This window comes from Blastococcus sp. SYSU D00669 (genome assembly GCF_054050715.1).
Genome location: NZ_JBJGZV010000001.1, coordinates 71647 through 91338 on the forward strand (window position 1 = coordinate 71647; position 19692 = coordinate 91338).

Below are 19692 nucleotides of genomic sequence, written 5' to 3' on the forward strand. Positions count from 1 at the left end.
GCGCACGGCTGATGACCCGGCTGTGCTCGTCGACCGATGGGGACCACGTCGCCACTGGCAGAGTCCGCCCGACCCGTCCCGCCCTACTGACCGGAGGCGTCGTCCGGATCCAACTCGTCACCATCGTCATCCGGCGGCGCATCTCCGCCGAGCGCCGCGCGCAGCCGCTGGCCTGCGTCGATCAGCCAGGCGGTGAGGAGCTCCAGCGTCTCGTCCTCCAGCTTGCCCACCGGTAGCGGCACCGGCAGCACGGCCCAGTCGTCGGCCTCGATCAGGTCTCCGGGAAACGCGCGGCGGGCGACCGGTGCGCCGGCGTCGCTGAAGGACAGCCACAGCGGCGACCGGCCGTGCCGAGCCCACAGCTGAAGGCTGACCCGCAGAGTCACGACCACTCCTCCCAGGCGCATCCGCTTGCCGAACGCCAGGTGGCCGCCGCCGGTGATGGTCTGCCGGCGGCCGGTCGGTGTGGCGACACCGGAGCTCTGTAGACGCCGGTGGATGGCTTCGACCATCGTGGCCAGGCGGAGGATGCGGCGTGGCACGTCCTGATCGGTGCGTTGCTCGTCCGACCACGGGATGAAGCTGTGGTGGTCTACCTGCTGGACGAGATCGAGCAGCTGGCGGGCATCCTCAGCGACGGACTGATCGGCGGCGCCGGTGATGCGGCTGAGCAGCTCCTCCCAGCTGGTCACCGCGATCGTCATCCCGTCAGCTGTCTGCGCCCACCACCACGCAGCGGCGGTGCGGCGGTCAGTCAGCGAGTACAGCGCGGTGAGCTCGTCCATGAGGGTGGCCACTCGGCGTGGTGGAACCACGAACAGCAGAGCGCCGACATGCGGATCGTCGGGTGCATGCGAGGCGTGCTGGCGCCGCATCCGGTCGAGGTAGGCGCCACGGGCCTGGGCGGGGGTGAGCCCGGCCCAGAACTTGCCCTCGATGTGCAGCACCTCTCGGCGGTCGGCGCTCCCGACGATGTCGGGCCGCCCCTCCTCGCCGGCTTCCTGGGTGGTGTACCGCAGCGCGTCTGGCAGGTGGGGGGCGACGGTCCGAACCACGGCGCTCACGACGTCGGCAGCCTCTGCGTCAGTGAGGATCAGCCCAAGCGCCTCCGTGGCAGCCAGCTCGGTGTTGAGCTTGTCGATCTTCGCGGCGAGCCTGGAGAGCAGGGACATAGTCGCAGTCTGGGTGACGTGCTCGTCCGTCGCGTGCCGGACCCGGCGTGCCGTCGGGACGGGCGGGATCGCTCATCGTTCGTGGTATGCGCGGCAGCTCATTGACGGTGCGGACCCGATGTTCGCCGGGCTCCGAGCCCAGGTGTGCCGGTCAGGTCGATCCTTGCCGTGCCCGGCCGCCCGTGACGACTGGAGGCAGTTCGGCAGCGACGTCGACCGCTGCGGTAGGCCCCTCGCGCCGCGCTCGACGCCGCCGGTGCGGCACTTGACCGACGTCGAGCGTGCCCACTGCCGCCGTTGGCCGCAGCGTCCAGTCGTCGCGGTGTCCACGGCACACACTTCGACACCCTGGCGATGGACGAGCGGTGTCGGTGGCGCGTGCACGCACCTTCGGACGCGGAACTGGCCGGGGCACGTGGCGTGTGCCCCGGCCGCACCGCATGAGCCCTGGCTGAGCCCCAGGACGCTGACCGCTACCGAATCTGCGGTCGGCGAGGGGCGAACCGACTCGGCACGAACACCTCGCAGAGCGTGGTTCCGACGATGACGCGGCCGCGCTCGGTCCACCAGGCGCGCTTGCTGGCGGCCCCGACCTCGTCCCGCCGCCGCGGCAGGGACTGCGGACCGTCCCAGGGCAGGAAGAACTCCTCGGGATACGGCTGCGCCGAGCGCAGCGCGCGCCGGCAGGACGGGTTGGTGCACAGCAGGTAGCCGGCGACCTCGGGCACCCGCAGCGGCTGCGTGAGGGTCCGGTGGCCGCAGTGCTGGCAGCGTCGGATCCGCAGACGGGTCTCCAGCAGGCCACGCCCGTCGCGGATCCGGAACGACTCCAGGCGGGCGTACCAGGGCGCGGCAGACGGTGCCTTCCGCCCGTAGGGCCGGGGACCGGTATGGAGCAGCCGGCCGATCGTCGCGTCGTCCATCCCGAGGACCTGCTTGACCTCGTTCAGCGGAAGCCCGTCCTCGGCGCTGTCGCCGTAGCGGTGCACGAACTCCAGGATCTGGCGCTCCCGGGCCATGCCACCGGGGCACCAGGACTTGGTCCAGCTGAACTGGTCACGCCGGTACACCGCCTGGATCTCCCGCTCGAGCGCCGGTGGGAATCCGTCCGACAGCGGCAGGTCGTGCTGGAAGTACGGCTGCAGCGCGGCCCGGCGGACGTCGAGGATGGGGCAGTCGATCAGGGCGGAGGCCACGGCCGGTCCGGTGAGCGGCGTGAGCACATCGAGCATGCGCCGCTGGAAGCTGCGGCCGTCGAAGTCCTCGGCCTCCCACAGCGCCCGGCGCTCGTTCTCCGGCGCGGACTCCAGGAGCAGCATCCGCATGATCTCGGTATTGCGCTGCTGGAAGGCATCCTTGCGCCTGTCGGTCCCGGCGTTGCCGCCGGTGCCGCGGTTGGGGACGTAGGAACGCAGCGGCTGGGTCGCCACGACGCCGGCGTCGGTGACCACCGTGAGCACCATCTCCAGGACGGCGAGCGGCATCCCGGGCCGGGCGTCGAGGATGCGCGCCCGGCGCACGCATCCGCGGAGCATGCGCTGCACGGCCACGTCGGCGGTGCCGGGCAGGTCGTCGAACAGCTTGATGAGGGCGGCCAGCCGGGTGCCGTCCAGCGCGGTCGTCGGCCGGGGGCGGCGGGCGAGCGTGGCCAACGTCAGGTCCCGCTGCAGCTCCCGGGCCTCGTTGGCGGCCTGCTCTCCGAGGCGCCGGTAGGCCGCGGCGGTGTCTTCATCCGGAGCCGCGACGGCCTCGCGCCGCGCTCCCGCCACCCGGGTGAGGGCCGCGTCCAGCGCCGCGCTCAGCTCCCGGGCCCGCGTGCCGTCGTCGTCCGACGCTGCCGGACAGGGGAGGTCCACCGCGACTCCGTCCTCGAGCTGACGCAGGATGCTGGCGACGGCCTTGTGCAGCTTCGCCGCGGAGAAGCGACCGACCAGCTCGCCGTCGGTGCCGTGGAAGGTCCGTCGCCGGCCACCGGTGACGGCCGGGGGGATGCGGCGGCGCAGCTCGTAGCTGTCTTGGTCCTTCGCGACCAGCAGGTGCTCGAAGCCGTCCTGGGTGAACCGGACCATCCCGGCGAGCGGCTTGACCCCCTCGCGCCTCCCCGGCGGCGGTAGCTCCTCGTCGTCGCACAGCAGACGACTCGCGATCGCGGCCTCGATGAGCTTCCGGTCGTGCCAGCCGCCGGGTGGCAGCCCGAAGTCCAGCTCCTGCCGGATGAAGCCGTTGTCCGCCGCGTCGACGCGGTGAATCACGTAGCCGTGGAAGGCGTCCACGTTCGCCAACGGCATCTCGTGCTGGAACGTGTGACGACCATCGAGGTAGGTGGGCAGCACCTGGAACAGCGTCCGGATCAGCCGGACCGGGTCGCCGACCTCGTGCGCGCGCAGCGGGCCCAGCTGCTTGCGCAGGCCGGGGTGCCGGGTCGTCAGACCGAGCGCGCCCAGCTCCTGGGCGATCTCCAGCTCGGGGTAGTCGCCCGCGGCCATCTCGATGAACCGGCGGACCACCTGCCGGACCGCCGGATCGGGATCGGGGAACACCACGTTCCTGTCCGGGCTATCCCCGCCGCGCTTGGTGTAGCCGGGGGGCAGGGCGAGGGCCGACCGGGGATACCGGTTGTTCTTCAGCTCGAACACCACCCCGGTCATCAGTCGCGTGACCGTGGCCTTGTAGTCGTACTCCGCGGCGTTCGCCAGGGCCTGCCACTGGGCCCGCCCTCCGGGATCGTTGAGGTCCATCCCGTACGGCACCTCGGCGGTGTGCACCTTCGTGCGGGCCGCCTGCACCCGCGTCTCGACCTTGTTGAACAGCGGGACCAGCCGCGCGATCCGGCTCGCCGGCCCGGTGACCAACGCCGCGGGCCGGTGCAGTTCGATCCCCTCGCACAGGGACTCCACCCAGTTGTTGTCCCCGTCGAGGGCGAGCTGGGCGCCGGTGGTGAGCCCGTAGTGGAACACGTTGCCGTGCAGCACGAAGCGGACTCCGAAGAACCTGCGCGCGCTGTCCCCGGAGTAGAGCACCTGGGCGCCCAGACGCTGTCGGATCGCCTCGCCCTCGCCGTCCTCGTCACGCAGCAGCACCCTCGCGCCGATCTCCAGCGCCTCCTTCACACCGGGGACGTGGCCGTACGGATCGAGGGTCTGCTCGATCATCTTCTCCAGCAGCATGTGCCCGTACTCGGGCGACTCTCGCGCGGCGAAGTAGTACTCGTGCAGGTGGGACAGCGCGCCGGCGACGGGCTCGGCGTCGCCCCCGCCGCGGATGCGGGCCCGACGGCGGCCCTTCGTCTCCGCCAGGCGCCGCGCCCTCAACGCCTGGACGTCGAGACCGCTGCCCTCCGTCCTGTCGTCCTGGTGGTCGTTCTGCGGGGTCATGTTCGATCGCTCCTTCGAACTCGGTGGGTGCGGTGACGGTCCGGAGTCCGGGAGCGATGTCATGGAGGCTTGTCCGGGCTGGGTGCGGAGTTGGGGTCGACGTGCCTCCACTCCCCCCGGCGGGTACCGCGGAGGTGCGGCCAAACGGCATCCACGCGGCACCGAGTGGGGACCGGACGACGCCCGTGGTGGCGGGCGCTGGACGCCTTGCGCCGCCGGACCGTCGCCGCGATCAGCCCCGCGCGCCGGACGGATGCAGCCCAGGCCGAGATCTACGTGAGCTGCTGGCGCATCAGGGGAGACGCCGGACCGTCGGCCGCATGGCCGAGATCAGCGACCCGAGCCCCATCCGAGCCGAGGGCCATGCGGCCCCGCTTCTGCGCATCCGGGGACTGCTGCAACAGGCAACTGGGATGTCCCAGGAGCAGGCTGTGGCGTGCCTCGTTGACGGCGAACGCTGCCGGCTGCCCGTAGAACTCGACTACCGCTGCAACCACACCGACTGACTTCATCCCCCACCGCGGGGCGGACGGCGGTCGTGATCGTCGCGCGTTGGGGGCAACCGGCGCCCAGCTGATGCTGGCGGTCGCCGCCGATGGGCAGCCGCTGGGCCCGCGCCCGCTGACCGGCCCGACAGGGACGAGGAGCCCCGCGCAGGGTGCGCTGCGCGGGGCTCTCCTGCATCTGTGGTGGGGCCACTCCTACAGCTAGACCGACGCCGAGCGCCGGCTCGTAGTCCGCCGCTGGCCATGGCGTGGCCGTGCACGTACGCAACTACGCGGCCACGGTGTACCTCTCGAGGTGGTCGAGAAGTGCCAGGTGGGCGGACCAGCCGTCGACCACGGGCAGCCGCTCGCCGAGCCAGACCGGGTCGGTCGACGGGTGCGCCTCCAGCTGCTCACGCAGGCCGCCTCGGGTCACTACAACGCAGGCCTGGCGGTGGCGGCTGAGCAGGACGCAGAGCCGGCCGGCCTCGAGGTGGAAGGCGCTGGCGTCCCGCCGTCCGGACAGCGGGTGCCAGACGATCACGAGCTCGAACTGGCGGCCCTGGAGCTTGTTCGCCGTGTCGACCGTCACGCTGCCGGGCGGCAGACCGCGCTCCGCGCACATGCGGTCGACCACCGCGGCGACTTGGCCCTGCTGGCTGCGATGGGTGACGCCCACGGCGATGTCGCCGGGATCGAGGCGTCGTTCGCCGTGTTCGTCCCGGGCGATCGGGGGATGGTCGAGGACCTCGGCAACGAGGGCGGCGAGGCTGGCGACGACACCCGGATCGTCGACGGGCATGAGCAGGTCCGGCAGGGTCAGCAAGGCCCAACCTTCAGCGGCCGCCGTGCGCAGGGCAACCTGCTCGACGGTGTCGACGGAGCCGAGCGGAAACCGGAGGGCCCGGACGCCCGAGGCCACGCCGGCCTCGAAAGGCATGTCGTAGAACGAGCCGGAGATCACCGTCGCCGCCGAGGGCGGCAGCCGCCAGGACACCGGCAGGGCGATCACGGGAGCATCGGGCCGCGACATCAGCACGGTGCCGGCCGCGGTGTCGATCGGGGACATCGGCATCCCGCGGAGCACCGTGTCGTCGGCGTCGGTGAACGGCGACAGCTGCCCCGGATCGCCGACGAGCAGGAGGCGGTCGGTGCGCGCTCCCGTCGGCATGAGCAGGTCGGAGCGCATCTGGTAGGCCTCGTCGACGATGGCGAACGGCCGTCGGTCGCCGCTGTAGGCCCACTTGTGGGCGGTCGACACGATGACCGAGCAGCCCCGCAGCTGCTGCAGGTCGGTCGAGGCCCGGGTGCGGGCGTCGGCGCCGATGTCGGGCGGAACCGGGTACCCCTTCTTGTGCAGGCGACCGACGAGCATTCCCTCCCCGAGCCCGCGGTCCTGGTCCGCGAGGAAGCCGCGGACCATGTCGTCGGCCTGCTCGTTGGTCTGCACCAGTACGGGCACCTGGGTCTTCGCGGCCGTTCGTCGGCCGATCTCGCGCACCAGCGTCGACTTGCCCGCCCCGGGAGGACTGTTGACCACGGTCGCCTTTTCCCCGGCGTCGACGGCAGCCCAGATGGCCTCGGTGGCGGCGGCCGCGCGCTCGGCGGCGGTCACGCGTCGGCCCCGGCGGGCTCGGGAAGGACGTGGGTCCACGGCACCTCATCGGGGAGGGGGGACGGCAGGAAGGTCGAGCCGCCGTAGGGCGACAGCACGGCCCGACTCCCGACGGCCGGGAGCCGTCCTCGGGTGCTGGCCACGTTGGCGCCGGCAACCACGTTGAAGATCAGGTCCTGCTCCGTGGGTGACCTCGTCTCGATACCGACGAGCTCGGCCGTCACGGCGGGGTTGGCCGCCAGGCGCAGCTGCGTGCCGATGGGGGCGGTGAACGGGATGGCTGCCTGCAGGATGATGCGTGGCCGGCTCGCACGACGGCCGTTCACGATCTCCCAGTGGCTGGGGTCGACGGCGCGGACCTCGCCCGCGACTGCGTCGCCGCGGGCGACCGCACGGGCCATGTACGCGGGGTCGTCCAGTGCCAGCTGTGCCTCGAGCTCCTGCGTCGCCCTCTCGGCGCGCGCGAGGTTGCGGGCGGCCTGCAGCGGGTTCGGGCGGATGGCGAACCAGGCCTCGCCTCGGTCCATGCGCGCGGAGTGGTGCGCCCACTGCCGGCGATCCTCCGTCCAGCGGTCGGGCACCCGCCCGGCCTCGGGCAGGGCACGCACCACCTGAAGGGCCCGCCAGGTGTCCCGCCAGGCGGGCTCGAGCTGCTCGCGGGCCGCGCTGGCGATCTCACGGTGGACCTGCTGCCGGCGGCGCTCGTCCGGTGCGGCGTGGTACCGCGCGACGAGGTCCTCGAGCACGTCGGCGTCCCAGTTGGGGTCGGGCAGTGGTCCGGCGGGCGGATGGGCCTCGGCGGCGCGTGCCGCCTCCGCACCGTCCAGGCCGGCCGGCGGGACGATCCACCCGAGGACGGTCGCGAGGTTCTGCTTCTCCCCGTCGAGCTGGCCGGTCATGAAGTGCATGTTGAGGATGTCGGTCGCGGCCAGGGCGACACAGCTGCCCGGGGTAGCGCTCGCCTGCCCCAGGAAGGTCAGGTTCTGGCCGAGGCGCCGCACCGGGACGGGGACGGGGTCGTCACCGTCGATGGGGAGGTATCGGGTGAACCGTCCCACGACGCCGAACAGCCACGCCGCGGTGGCGGCGTTCGGGACCACCAGCTGCGGCGCGTCCTCGGACATCTCGGTGACGATGAGCTCGCCACGGACGACGCGGCGGGACTCGTAGCGGGGCCACAGCGGCTGCAGGTACGTGTCCAGGGCGGTGCCGAACCGGTCGAGCGCTTCGAACCGCTCCTGCCGGTTCCGTGGTTCGGCGACAGCCAGGAAGCTGGCCTCCGCGGGGTCGGGGTTGGTTCCCCACATGATGGCCAGGGGGGCGCCGATCTCGCCGGCCAGGTGGTAGACCGCCACGACGAAGGGGCGGTCGGAGAGGTGCACGTGCCGACGGGTGGCCGTCGGCACGGCGCGACGCTCCTGCTGGGCCCGTAGCCGGACGTAGGTGTCGAAGGGGTCCATCGGGGTCCTCCGGGTCAGGCGCCGGCGGCGTGGGGGATGAGGAGGGCTGCAGCGGCCGCGCCCCTGGCCAGGACGGCGGCCAGGGCGGCTTCGGACTCGCTGGCGGGACTCGCGCTGCCGTCGGCCAGCGCCAGAGCGCGGTCGACGGTGCGGACGTCGCCGCAGGCGCTCGCCGTGGTGTTGCCCAGGCGGGCGGTCAGCCCCTGTGCCTCGGCCTCGTTCCGGCAGATCTGGAACATCGGGCACTGCAGGCACGGGTCCCCGAAGCGCGCGGGCAGCGCCGAGATCGTCTCGGTCGCTGCCGTGGCCGCCGCGGCGAGCTCGTCCTGGGTCGCCTTCCGGCCGGGGAGCCTGGGCAGGGTCAGCCCGTCGGGCAGGCCGGCGAGGAGGTCCCCGACCTCCGGCGCGGCCGCGATCTCCCGCCGCAGTCGCAGCACCGGGAGCCGTACGTCGATCTTGTGACCGACCGGGGTCATCCCCATGTTCTCCGGCATCACCAGGAGGACCTCGGTGGACACCCGGGACCGGTCGTAGCCGAGCTGTTCCGCGAGCTCCATGAGGCTCAGGACGTAGACGGCGCTCTGCCGTGCGCTGGCCGACACCTTGTCCTGATCCGCCCGGTTGTCGATGCACGGGTAGGACTTGATCTCGACGACGTACAACCGCCCGGCCACCGCGAAGGCGAGCACGTCCTGTTCCAGCCAGGCGGGGACTCCGCCGATGTAGAGGCTGGTCATGGGGTGGCGCAGCAGGTTGTAGGCGCCCGGGTGCCCGGCCAGCATGTGCGCGACGTACTGCCTGGTCAGCGTCTCCCGCAGCTCGTTCGTCACGTTGGAGAACTCCTCGGCGACGGCGGCGTGGGACAGGTCCTTCTGGCGGACCTCGGGGATCTCGAGGCCGAGGTGACGGCGGGTGAGGGCGACGATGTCCGGCATCCCGGTCGGGTCGGTGAGCGAGCGCTCGAACCGGTTGCCGCGCGTGATGGCGAAGGGGGACTGCCGGTCGGGGGGAGCGCCCAGGACACGTGCGAGCTGGTCGACGTCCACCCGCGCCGCGTCGAGCAGGGTCCGGCGGGCACACCCGGGGGCCTCCAGGGTCGCCGCGAGCCGGCGGGCGGTCATCTTGGCCGGGTCGTTGGGCCCGCGGAGCCCGTTCAGCGCGGTGAGCGTCCACTGGTTCATCAGGCCCCCCGGGCGGTCGGACGGACGTGCAGGGTCGTCGTCGTGCCGAACATGTTGGTGAACTCGTCCAGCGCGTCGCCCCGGGCGGCCGCGAGGTCGCGTTCCTGGGCGTCGGGTCCCTCCAGGACCTGGAGCTCGGCCTGCACCGCCTTCTGCACAGCGACGGGGTCGTCGGCGCCCGCCACCTTGAGACCAGGAACGGTGCGGGCCAGGCGCCACAGCAGCCGACGGAGCTGGGGCAGCCACGGAGCCCCGTCGGGCGCCTCGGTGCACTCCCGGGCGATCGAGCCGGTGATCTTCAGCATGTCCACCCGGGGGCTCGCCGGCGCGATCAGCCGATCGGCCAGGGGCCAGGCGGACAGCGCGAGGGTGCCGCGGACGGGGGCGAACCGGTCGTAGGTGAGGGCCGGGACGACGTACACGTCACGCCAGGCCGTGCGTCCGCGGCCCGAGTGCGCCTGGGACCAGCTGTTGGCCTCGTCCCGGCGCAGCGACGAGAGCTTGGGGGTCGCGATCGTGTAGTCGAACCGGGCTCGGGCCAGATCGGCGAGCAGGCGCGTCGACATGGGCCGGCCGCCGAGGCGCAGGGTTTGCACCACCTGGTCCCGGAGGGGGACCGCGGTCTCGTACGGCGCGGCGGGAGTGGCCCCGGCAGCGCGGATCATCTTGTTCCGCTGCTTCTCGAGCGCGGCGACGTGGCGCATCAGCTCCGACATGCGCTCCGTGTCGCCCGCCGTGGCCGCGGCCACGAGCTCCTCGTTCGCCTCCGCGAGCGCGCCGACGACATCCCCCAGGGTCGCACCGGGACTCGCCATGAGCTCAAGCTACCACACACTCCACGCTTTCCACGTTTCCGGAGTGATGTGGATCCCCGTCCGGAGTGGTGGCGGCTCAGCGGAGGGTGAGGACGCTCTCGACGGCGGAGCTGGAGGACCGGTAGGCCCGGGCTCGTGGGTTCATGGCGGCCTTGGTCCGCGGGATCGAGAAGTCGTGCCGCTGGCCCTCTGCGAACCCGGCGCGCGTCGCCATCTCGAGGAGGATGCCCGGGGTGTCGTTGAGCACCTCCTTGTAGTGGGAGTCCTGGACGACGAGCACCGCTGGCGCGCCCGGCCGGCACACCCGCCGGAGCTCGCGAAGGGAATCCCACATGGCCGCGTAGTACTGCTGGAAGTAGCGGAGGTAGTACGTCGCCGACGCCCGCGACGGGTGCTCCCGCACGCGGCTGAGGAACTCGGCGGCGGCCGGTCCCCACTCGTCCTCGGTCCCGCGCATGCCGGTCATCGTCGGGGTCCCGACCATGCTGTCGCGGAGCACCCGGACGGAGGCCTCGTCCGCTCGCAGCACTGCAAGCTCTGGTCGCGTGGCGATCGCGTAGTCGATCCGCGTGCAGTACGGCGGGGACGTCACGACGGCGCCCACCGCATCGTCTGCCAGGGGGAGGACGCGGCTGTCTCCGGTGCGCACCGTCGCTCGCACCCGGCTGTCGAGTCGGCCGTGCAGTCCGCGACGTAGGTCCTCGGCCACGGCCTTGAACGTCTCCAGAACCCTGTTCGGCCCCGGCGACAGGACCTGGCCCTCGGCCGGCTTCTTCCACCAGGTCGGGTTCGTGCCCGCGGCCGAGTCGGCGAGCTGGCGGACGGTCCGGAACAGGGCCACGTAGAAGAAGGCTGCCAGGCTGCTCATCCCGTTCACCGACGCCACCGGCGGCGCCTCGGTGTCATCCGGGGAGACCAGCAGCCGGTGCGTACTGGTCTGCAGCGCCCGCAGCTGCTCGGCAGACGCCGCGTCGAACCAGAACGTCAGCGGATCGCTGTCGAGCGGCGACGGGGTGGCGTGTCGGACGATGTCCGTCGCCAGCGCGTTGATGCTGGCCGTGACGCTGTCGCCGAGCAAGCGCGCCTTCGCCACCACGACCAGTGCCGGATTCACGTCGAACCCGCGGGTCGGCAGCCCCGCCCGGGCGGCCATGACGGTCGTCGTCCCGGTCCCGTTCCATGGGTCCAGCACGACGTCGCCGGACGGGACGTCCCGCAAAACGCGCTCGACGAAGTCCGCCGAATAGCCCGCGTAGTAGCGGTACCAGGCATCCAGCGGGCCGCCGACGGCTCCCACCTTCGGATTCGGCAGTTCGGCTCTCAGGACCGGGGATTCACCGGCGGTGCTCACGCCGCCGCCTCCCGAGGCCAATGAGGCCCGCCGTCGACGGATGTCGTGTCACGTCGGGACGGTACCGCTGCCGACCGACCATCAGGTGCAGACCGAGATTGAGTCGTATCGCTGGGTGACCGCTAGGGGCTTGTCGGAATCGGCCGGTGGCGACGAATCGGGACTGCGGAGGGTGTGGGATTCGAACCCACGGACGGTTGCCCGTCGTGCGCTTTCAAGGCGCATGCACTCGGCCACTATGCGAACCCTCCCAGCCCGGTGCGCCGGGCGTCACCACATCATCCCAGGTCCGGTTCGTCCTGTCCGTCGCCCAGGGGCCCACGGCCGGCTCGCCCTGGTGGTCGATGGGGATGGAGCCACGTGTGCAGTTCGGCCGGACGTCGGCCCGGTGGGGGTGGATCGTCGCCGACGTGCACGAGGAGTGGCTCGAGCCCGCGGACTGATCCGGCAACCGGACGATGACGCGCACCTCAGCCGACCCGGGCCTCCAACAGCTGGCGGATCTTCCGGAGCGTGCCGTCGTCCGCTCGGGTCAGGAGGAACACGATCGTGCCGACCTCGGCCGCACGACCGGCGCTGTCATTGTGCCGATCCTCCTCGTCCGGGGGGCCGCCGAGCGCGCGGCGGCGTGCTTCGCGGATCCGGCTCGTGAACTCGACGGTGGTGGGCTCGCCGTCCTCGCCGTGAAGCGGGTCGAAGACGATCAAGTCCTGCCGGTATCCCTGCGGCGAGATCTGCTCGACCGCCCCGTTCGCGCCGTACACGCTCAGGAAGCGGCGCATCTGCCCGAGGGCGGGAACGCGCTTGCCGACCTCGAGGAGGCGGAGGTACTCGGAACTGAGCCCGAGCTTGTCGGCCGCATCGGCCCGCGATAGGCCTGCCTTCCAGCGCAGGCGCTCCAGCAACTCCCCGAACTGGGCGTTGCCGGGCTCACCCGGCCCGACGCGCAGATCTACGAAGGGAGACGACTCCCCGATCTCGTCGCGCGCTCCGCCGTCGTCCACGCGGCGAGGGTACCCACCAGGCGCCGAGTAGTCACGACTGGTCAGGGCTTGTTGTGTCGCCAGCTTACGTGCCCTATGTTGCGGATGGTCAGGACGAATCCATTACTTGTTGGAGTGAACGAACATGACAATCGACAACATCGCGGCCAGTGGCCAGGTCGACCCGCTTCCGGTCCTCAAGACCGCGCTCACGACGGTGCGGCAGGTCTGCTCCGCGATGGCTCCGAGGGCGAACGACCCGACCCTGGCGCGGATCGCGAAGCAGACCTTCCTCTGGTCCTCGGCGGGCGCGGGCGCGGCCGCCGCGGTCGCGGGCGCGGCTGTCGCGGTGGTGGTCGTCCTGGAGGCCAGCTCCAGCGCGGCCTACGAGGGGATGTAGTTGAAGGTGTCCGGGTCGGGGCCGGTGCGCTCGTTGCGGTCTAGGTCGGTGAGCGTGGCCATGTCACCCCCGCCGAGCTCGAAGTCGAACAGGGCGAAGTTCTCCTCCGTGCGCTGCCGGTTCACCGTCTCCGGGACCACGACGTCGCCGCGCTGAATGTGCCAGTGCAGCACCACCTGGGCGGGCGCGCGGCCCAGCCGGTCGGCGATCGCGACGATGGCCGGGGCGTCCAGCACCTTGCCCTGGGCGGTCGGCGACCACGCCTGGGTGACGATTTCGTGCTCGGCGTCGAAGGCGCGCAGGTCGTCCTGCGCGAGGCAGGGGTGCACCGCGACCTGGGTGACGGCGGGCCGGATCTCGGTCTCGCCGAACAGCCGCCGCAGGTAGTGCTCCTTGAAGTCGGAGACGCCGATGGCCCGGCAGCGACCGCCGGCGTGGTTCTCCTCCATCGCCTTCCACGTCACGACGTAGTCGACGTCGATGCCGGGCAGCGGCCGGTGGACGACGAAGCGGGTCGGGCGAAGCAGGCGACAGCCAGGGCGACACCAGTAGCCTCAGTACCCGAAGAGGAGCAGCCCCTCGAACGGCAGGCGCAGCTGTCCGCTGGCGTAGATCGCGTCCACCTGGTCCCGCGCCTCCTGGAAGCTCCTGACGGACATCCTCCGGGCGCCGGAGAGATGGCGGTACTCCAACATGACGCCCAGGGCCAAGTACTTCACGTCCACGATCAACGAGGTCCTGATGAGGTCCCGGTAGATTGCGTTCCCACGCGCGCCCCGGCCGGCCTCGACCTCGACCACGACGCCGAGCTTGTCGTGGACCGCGTCCACCTCGTAGGTGACGCGCGGTCTCCCCTGTTCACCGAACAGCACCGGCCGCCTGACCTTCTCGCCCCGCTTCTTGCCCGTCTCGATGACGTAGCCCGCGGCGGCCAACCCCGGCGCCAGGTGGCTCAGCACCGCGTCACTGGTCAGGTGGTCGACCTTCGCGGATTCGATGGCCGGTCGCTGATCGCGGACCACCTCGATGAACGTCTCGACCCAGGCCGGCGGCTGTGCACGGTTCGGGTAGTACAGCCACGTCGGGTAGTCCTCGGCCACGCCCGCCATCCAAACGGGCGCAGCCGCCGCTGCCGATGCCGGGGCAATGATCATGCGTTGTCCGAGCGCCTTCGTACGCTTCGTCCGTACGGACGGGTCTACGGACGGACCCATGTCGAGGCACCGGTGGTCCGGACGGCGCCGCCTCGCCCCTACCGGTGACTGCGCAGCTCAGAAGTCTGTGACACCGTCATCGGACCGGCTCGCGACGCGCCGTGAATCAGTGGAGATGCGAATGACAGCGGTCTTGAAAACCGCTATGGGGTCACACCCATCGTGGGTTCGAATCCCACGCCCTCCGCTCCCGTGCCGACCGTGTGCGCGAACTGTCGGCCGCAGGGGCGGGAACTGCCACTCCGCGCACACGATCGAGGGCGCCGGGCGGTCAGACGGCGCCGTCCACCAGCCGCGGGCGCGCGGCGGCCACCCCGACCAGCGCCTGCGCGGCGAGCACGACGAGCAGCACCCCCAGCCCGGCGGTCCAGCCGCCGGTCAGCTCGTGCAGCAGGCCGAGCAGGAAGGGGCCGACGGCGGCGAGCAGGTACCCGAGGCTCTGCGCCCCGGCCGACAACCGCCCGGTCTGCCCGGCGTCGCGCGTGCGTTGCAGCACCAGCGTCATCGCCAGCGGGAACGCCGTGCCGGTGCCGAGGCCGTAGAGCACCGCCCACAGCAGCGGCGCGGCGCCGGGGGCGAGCAGCAGCCCGACGACGGCGACCGTGGTCGGCGTGGTGACGGCGAGCACCCAGCCGACCTGCCCGGGCCGGCGGGCGGCCAGCTGCGGGACGACGAGGGAGGCCGGGATGCCCATCGCCGCGGCGACCGCGGTGAGCACCCCGCCGGTGGCGGCGGACACGGACGTCTCGTCCAGCAGGACCTCCGGCAGCCAGGTGAGCATCGCGTAGAAGGTCAGCGACTGGAGCCCGAAGAAGACCGTGACCGCGATGGCGACCCGGTCGCGCAGGATCGCGGTGCGCGAGCCGCCGGGCGGGGCGGCGGGCGGCGGCACGGAGCGCCGCGCCCGGGCGAGGGCGGCGAGGGCGGCCACGGCCGCGAGCACGGGCACCAGCCACAGGAGCAGGCTGCTGCGGGCGCTGCCGGTGAGGTCGGCCAGCGGTGCGGCCAGGCCCGCGCCGGCCGTGGCCGAGGCGGCCATCGACGCGACGACCGCGCCCACCACCGCCGGGCTGCGGGGGCCGTACTCCTCGCGGGCCGCGGCCGGCAGCAGCACGTTGACCACGGCGATGCCGCCGGTGAGCAGCACGGTGCCGGCGAACAGCTCGGCCGCGCCCGCCGACCGGGCGAGCACGCCGACCGCGAGGGCGCCCATGCCGACCAGCAGCGCCCGGTGCAGGCCGAGGCGGGCGGCCAGTGCCGGCGCGAACGGCGAGACGACGCCGAAGCAGACCAGGGGGAGGGCGGTCACCACGGCCAGGGCCGAGGTCGACAGCCCGTACTCCTCCCCGAGCGGCCCGAGCAGCGGCCCCACCGCGGCGAACGGACCCCGCAGGCACAGCGCCGCCGCGACCATCGCGGCCGCGGGGAGGAGCAGCCGCAGCGCGGACGGACGTCGCGTCGTGCTCCCCGGTGCCTGCACCGGTCCAGCATCGCAAACGCCGGTCAGGGCACCTCGAGCACGCGCGGCCGGCCCGCGACGACGCCCGCGACCGACTGCGCGGAGAGGACGCCGGCCAGCAGCAGGAAGCAGGGCAGCCACGACCCGGTGGCCTCGACGAGCAGACCGACCCCCAGCGGCCCCCCGGCGGCCAGCAGGTAGCCGAGGAACTGCGACGCCGCGGCCAGCCGGGCCGCCTGCAGCCCGTCGCGGCTGCGCAGCAGCACCAGCGACATGGCCACCGGGAACGAGGCCCCGTTGGCCAGCCCCCACAGCAGCGTCCACGCCTCCGGCAGGCCGGCCGGCGCGAGGGCCAGGCCCAGGACGGCGACGCACATGGCCACCGTCACGCCCACCACCCACGGCACCTGGCTGCGGCGCCGGCCGATCAGCCGGGGCAGCAGCAGCGCCGGGGGCACGCCCAGCGCCGTCGCGATCGCCACCAGGGCGCCGGCCCGCTCCGGGGTCTGCCCGCCCAGTTCGACCAGCAGTGAGGGGAGCCAGGTGAGCAGGGTGTAGAAGACCAGCGTCTGCAGGCCGAAGAAGAGGGCCACCGCCAGCCCGATCCGGTCGCGGAGCACCGGGCCGATCGCCGTCGGCACGTCGACGCGGGCGGTCGGCCGGGCCGACCGGGCGACCGGCAGCCAGCACACCCCGGCCAGCACGACGGGCACCAGCCAGAGCAGCAAGCTGCCCCGCGCGCTGCCGGTCAGCTCCTGCAACGGCTGCGCCAGTCCCGCGCCCAGGCTCGCCGACAGCGTCATCGAGGTCGTGATCAGCGCTGTCAGCAGCGTCCAGCGGTGCGCGAAGTCGGCCTTGGTGATCGCCGGGAGCAGCACGTTGAGCACCGCGACGCCGCAGCCGACCAGCACCGTCCCCACGAACAGACCGGGCACGCCGGCTACGCGCACCAGCACACCGCACCCCAGGACGACGATCCCGAGGGACAGGGCGCGGTGCAGGCCGGTGCGGGCCGACAACCGCGGGACGACGAGGGCGAGCAGGCCGAAGCACACGAGGGGGAGCGCCACCAGGGCCGACCCGGCGGCCGGCGCGACCCCGAGCTCCTCCTCCAGCGGGACGAGCAACGGCCCGACCGAGGTGAAGCTGCCGCGGGAGCCGAAGGCGACGAGCGTGACCGCCGCGATGGCGAGCGCCGCACCGACCGGGCGGCGGCGCGGTGGAGCGGCGACCACCGGCGCGGCGGTGTCGGGCGAAGCGTCCACGGTTCGTCCCTCCCGGCGGGGTCCGCGGGCGCGCGGCCTGCCTTCACTCGTACCGTACAGTGTCCCGCACTGTTCTGCGGGGCCCCGAGGAGCGCGCATGGAGTGGACGAGTCCGGAGGGCGGGCGCTTCGACACCGACGTCCTCGTCGTGGGCACGGGCCCGGCCGGGGCCACCTGCGCACTGGCGCTGGCGACCCAGGGCGTCGGCGTCCGGGTGGTCACCAAGCGGCCCTGGCTGGCCGACAGCCCGCGCGCCCACATCACCAACCAGCGGGCGCTGGAGGTGCTGCGCGACCTCGGCGTCGAGGAGCAGGCGGCCCGCGTCGCCACCCCCTGGGAGCTGATGGGGGAGATGGTCCTGGCCGAGAGCCTCGCCGGACCGGAGGTGGCTCGCCTGCGCACCTGGGGCTGGGGCGAGGACCGGCGCAGCGAGTACCTCCGCGGCAGCCCGTGCCCCCTGCTGGACATCCCGCAGCCGCTGCTCGAGCCGGTGCTGGTGGAGAATGCCGCGGCGCGTGGCGCGGAGGTGCGCTTCTCCACCGAGTACCTGTCGCACGTGCAGGACGCCGACGGCGTCACCACGACCCTGCGCGACCGGCTGACCGGCACCGAGCACACCGTCCGCAGCCGCTACCTGGTCGGCGCGGACGGTGCCCGCTCCCGCGTGGTCGAGGACCTCGGCCTGCCGCTCGAGGGGACGATGGGGCGGGCCGGCACCGTCTACGTCCGCTTCACCGCCGACCTGACCCGTCACGTCGCCCACCGGCCGGGCATCCTGCACCGGATCCTGCTGCCGGCGTTCGGCGAGATCGGGATGACGACGCTGCGGGCGGTGCGGCCGTGGTCGGAGTGGATCGCCGGCTGGGGTTACGACCTCGCCGGCCCCGCGCCGGACACGCGCCCCGAGGCGGTGCTGCCGCGCGTCCGTGCGGTGATCGGCGACCCCGACGTGGCGGTCGACGTCGTCGACGTCGCCACCTGGCAGGTCAACCAGGTCTGGGCGACGCGGTACTCGGCCGGGCGCGTGTTCTGCGCCGGCGACGCCGTCCACCGCCACCCGCCCTCGAGCGGACTGGGGTCGAACACCTCGATCCAGGACGCCTTCAACCTCGCCTGGAAGCTGACCGCCGTCTGCCGGGGCTGGGCCGGGCCCGGCCTGCTGGACAGCTACACCGAGGAGCGGGCGCCGGTGGGTGAGCAGGTGGTCGCCCGGGCCAACCGGTCACGTGCCGACTACGCCCCGCTCAACGACGTCCTCGCCGCCGTGCACCGCGCGGCGGCGGAGGGGCGGCGCCTGCTCGACGAGCCGTCCGACGAGGGGGTCCGCGCGCGGGAGGCCCTCGTGCACGCGCTCGACCGCAAGAACGAGGAGTTCAACGGCCAGGGCACCGAGCTGAACCAGCGCTACGTCTCGCGGGCCGTGGTGCCCGACCCGGCCGCGCCCGAGGAGGAGCTTCCGGCCGACGGGCTGCACCTGGTCCCCAGCACCCGACCCGGCGCCAAGCTCCCCCACGCCTGGCTGGTCGATCGCGCCGGGCACCGGATCTCGACGCTCGACGTCGTCGGCCGGGGCCGCTTCAGCCTGGTCACCGGCATCGCCGGCACCGCCTGGGTCGCGGCCGTGCGGGAGCTGGGGTTGCCCTTCCTCCGCGCCGTCGTCATCGGCGCACCCGGGCTGCAGGACGTCTACGCCGACTGGTCCCGCCTGCGGGACACCGCGGAGGCCGGCGCGCTGCTGGTCCGCCCGGACGGCTACGTCGCCTGGCGGCACGCGGCGGCCGAGCACGACCGGGGCGCAGCCCGCGCCGCCCTGGAGTCCGTGCTCGGCGCCGTCCTCGGAAAGCCGGTCCCCGAGGCTTCCCCATCGCCGGCTTCTTCTGTACCGTACTAAGTACGAACAGCGGAGGGGGTGGCGTGGAGACCGAGTCCGGAGTCCTCGACCTCGAGGTCGTGGCGATGCGCGTGGAGTCGCGGGGCGTGCTGTCCCTGGAGCTCGCCGACCCGCAGCGGCGGCTGCTCCCGGCCTGGACCCCGGGTGCGCACATCGACGTCGGCCTGCCCGACCACGTGCGCCAGTACTCGCTGTGCGGTGATCCGGCCGACCGCCGCCGCTACCGCGTCGCGGTGCTGCGCGAGCCCGAGTCGGGCGGCGGCTCGGCGTACGTGCACGAGGTCCTGCGCCCCGGCGACGTGGTGGAGGTCGGCGGCCCGCGCAACCACTTCCACCTCGACGACGCCACCGAGTACGCCTTCGTGGCCGGCGGCATCGGCATCACGCCGCTGCTGCCGATGATCCGGGCCGTCGACGCGAGCGGTCTGCCGTGGACCCTCTCGTACGGCGGCCGCTCCCTCGCGTCCATGGCGTTCCTCGACGAACTCGCCGCCCACGGCGACCGGGTGCGCCTCTACCCCGCCGACGACACGCCGGTCATCGACCTCGAGGCCGCGCTGGGCCCGCCGCGCCCCGGTGTCGGCGTCTACGCCTGCGGCCCCGAGGGCCTGCTCCGCGCGCTCGAGGAGCGGTGCGCCGAGTGGCCCGCGGGGACGCTGCACCTCGAACGGTTCAAGGCGCGGCCGCGGGACGTCGAGGGCGACGACCAGCCCTTCGACGTCGTCGTCGCCTCGACCGGTCAGAAGCTGACCGTGCCGGCCGACCGCACCTGCTTCGACGTCCTGGACGACGCGGGCTTCGCCGTCCCGAACGCCTGCCGCGACGGCGTCTGCGGGAGCTGCGAGACCAAGGTGCTGGCCGGCGAGCCCGACCACCGCGACTCGCTGCTGCCGGCCGACCACACGGCCTCGCTCATGGTCTGCGTCTCCCGCGCCCGTGGCGGCGAGCTGGTGCTCGACCTCTGACCCTTGACCTGTGCGCCAGCACGGTACATCGTACGAACCACTTCCCCCGGCACTGGAGGACA

At 72.9% G+C, this 19692-nt stretch carries 16 protein-coding genes and 1 tRNA gene; 4 read left to right on the forward strand and 13 right to left on the reverse strand.

Annotated features, from left to right (window positions below):
* Positions 1–83 precede the first annotated feature (83 nt).
* Together ACI8AF_RS00305 and ACI8AF_RS00310 are read right to left on the reverse strand one after the other, a co-directional pair.
* Positions 84–1172, reverse strand: a complete 1089-nt coding sequence (locus ACI8AF_RS00305; RefSeq protein WP_456537655.1) for a hypothetical protein — start codon at positions 1170–1172, stop codon at positions 84–86.
* A 473-nt stretch (positions 1173–1645) separates the two neighbouring features.
* Positions 1646–4546, reverse strand: a complete 2901-nt coding sequence (locus ACI8AF_RS00310; RefSeq protein WP_456537656.1) for a hypothetical protein — start codon at positions 4544–4546, stop codon at positions 1646–1648.
* 320 nt (positions 4547–4866) lie between these two features.
* On the opposite strand from ACI8AF_RS00310, the gene ACI8AF_RS00315 reads away from it, so the two are divergent.
* The gene (locus tag ACI8AF_RS00315; RefSeq protein ID WP_456537657.1) at positions 4867–5052 is read left to right on the forward strand and encodes a hypothetical protein; all 186 of its coding nucleotides are present in this window, start codon (positions 4867–4869) and stop codon (positions 5050–5052) included.
* A 268-nt stretch (positions 5053–5320) separates the two neighbouring features.
* Here the strand turns inward: ACI8AF_RS00315 and ACI8AF_RS00320 are convergent, their stop codons facing one another.
* From ACI8AF_RS00320 to ACI8AF_RS00350, 7 genes are all read right to left on the reverse strand, one after another.
* Positions 5321–6646 carry a hypothetical protein gene (locus tag ACI8AF_RS00320; RefSeq protein WP_456537658.1) on the reverse strand — a complete coding sequence of 442 codons (1326 nt, stop codon included), beginning with the start codon at positions 6644–6646 and terminating at the stop codon, positions 5321–5323.
* Positions 6643–8106, reverse strand: a complete 1464-nt coding sequence (locus ACI8AF_RS00325; RefSeq protein WP_456537659.1) for a hypothetical protein — start codon at positions 8104–8106, stop codon at positions 6643–6645. The genes ACI8AF_RS00320 and ACI8AF_RS00325 overlap by 4 nt, the downstream gene beginning before the upstream one ends.
* 14 nt (positions 8107–8120) lie before the next feature.
* On the reverse strand, positions 8121–9287 hold the full coding sequence (locus tag ACI8AF_RS00330; RefSeq protein WP_456537660.1) for a hypothetical protein: 1167 nt from the start codon (positions 9285–9287) through the stop codon (positions 8121–8123).
* Positions 9287–10102, reverse strand: coding sequence for a hypothetical protein (locus ACI8AF_RS00335; protein WP_456537661.1), 816 nt, complete (start codon positions 10100–10102; stop codon positions 9287–9289). Before ACI8AF_RS00335 ends, ACI8AF_RS00330 begins: the two co-directional genes overlap by 1 nt.
* A gap of 76 nt (positions 10103–10178) precedes the next feature.
* Complete coding sequence (locus ACI8AF_RS00340) at positions 10179–11399, reverse strand: hypothetical protein (RefSeq protein ID WP_456537662.1); 1221 nt, start codon at positions 11397–11399, stop codon at positions 10179–10181.
* A gap of 220 nt (positions 11400–11619) precedes the next feature.
* A tRNA-Ser gene (locus tag ACI8AF_RS00345) sits at positions 11620–11704 on the reverse strand.
* 219 nt (positions 11705–11923) lie between these two features.
* Positions 11924–12457, reverse strand: a complete 534-nt coding sequence (locus ACI8AF_RS00350; RefSeq protein WP_456537663.1) for a helix-turn-helix domain-containing protein — start codon at positions 12455–12457, stop codon at positions 11924–11926.
* A 124-nt stretch (positions 12458–12581) separates the two neighbouring features.
* Between ACI8AF_RS00350 and ACI8AF_RS00355 the strand changes: the two genes are divergently transcribed.
* Positions 12582–12836: a hypothetical protein gene (locus ACI8AF_RS00355; protein WP_456537664.1), complete on the forward strand. Its 255-nt coding sequence runs from the start codon at positions 12582–12584 to the stop codon at positions 12834–12836.
* Here ACI8AF_RS00355 and ACI8AF_RS00360 read toward each other — a convergent pair.
* The 4 genes from ACI8AF_RS00360 to ACI8AF_RS00375 form a co-directional block, all read right to left on the reverse strand.
* Positions 12821–13363, reverse strand: coding sequence for an aldo/keto reductase (locus ACI8AF_RS00360; protein WP_456538032.1), 543 nt, complete (start codon positions 13361–13363; stop codon positions 12821–12823). The two genes, ACI8AF_RS00355 and ACI8AF_RS00360, sit on opposite strands and share 16 nt — an antisense overlap.
* 27 nt (positions 13364–13390) lie before the next feature.
* Positions 13391–13936 (reverse strand): hypothetical protein, encoded by a 546-nt coding sequence (locus ACI8AF_RS00365; RefSeq protein ID WP_456537665.1) that lies wholly within the window; start codon positions 13934–13936, stop codon positions 13391–13393.
* A 385-nt stretch (positions 13937–14321) separates the two neighbouring features.
* On the reverse strand, positions 14322–15530 hold the full coding sequence (locus tag ACI8AF_RS00370) for an MFS transporter (protein WP_456537666.1): 1209 nt from the start codon (positions 15528–15530) through the stop codon (positions 14322–14324).
* Positions 15531–15553: 23 nt separating this feature from the next.
* Positions 15554–16774, reverse strand: coding sequence for an MFS transporter (locus ACI8AF_RS00375; protein ID WP_456537667.1), 1221 nt, complete (start codon positions 16772–16774; stop codon positions 15554–15556).
* Positions 16775–16871: 97 nt separating this feature from the next.
* On the opposite strand from ACI8AF_RS00375, the gene ACI8AF_RS00380 reads away from it, so the two are divergent.
* Together ACI8AF_RS00380 and ACI8AF_RS00385 are read left to right on the forward strand one after the other, a co-directional pair.
* Positions 16872–18665, forward strand: coding sequence for an FAD-dependent oxidoreductase (locus tag ACI8AF_RS00380; RefSeq protein WP_456537668.1), 1794 nt, complete (start codon positions 16872–16874; stop codon positions 18663–18665).
* A 23-nt stretch (positions 18666–18688) separates the two neighbouring features.
* On the forward strand, positions 18689–19630 hold the full coding sequence (locus ACI8AF_RS00385) for a PDR/VanB family oxidoreductase (RefSeq protein ID WP_456537669.1): 942 nt from the start codon (positions 18689–18691) through the stop codon (positions 19628–19630).
* Positions 19631–19692: the final 62 nt, after the last annotated feature.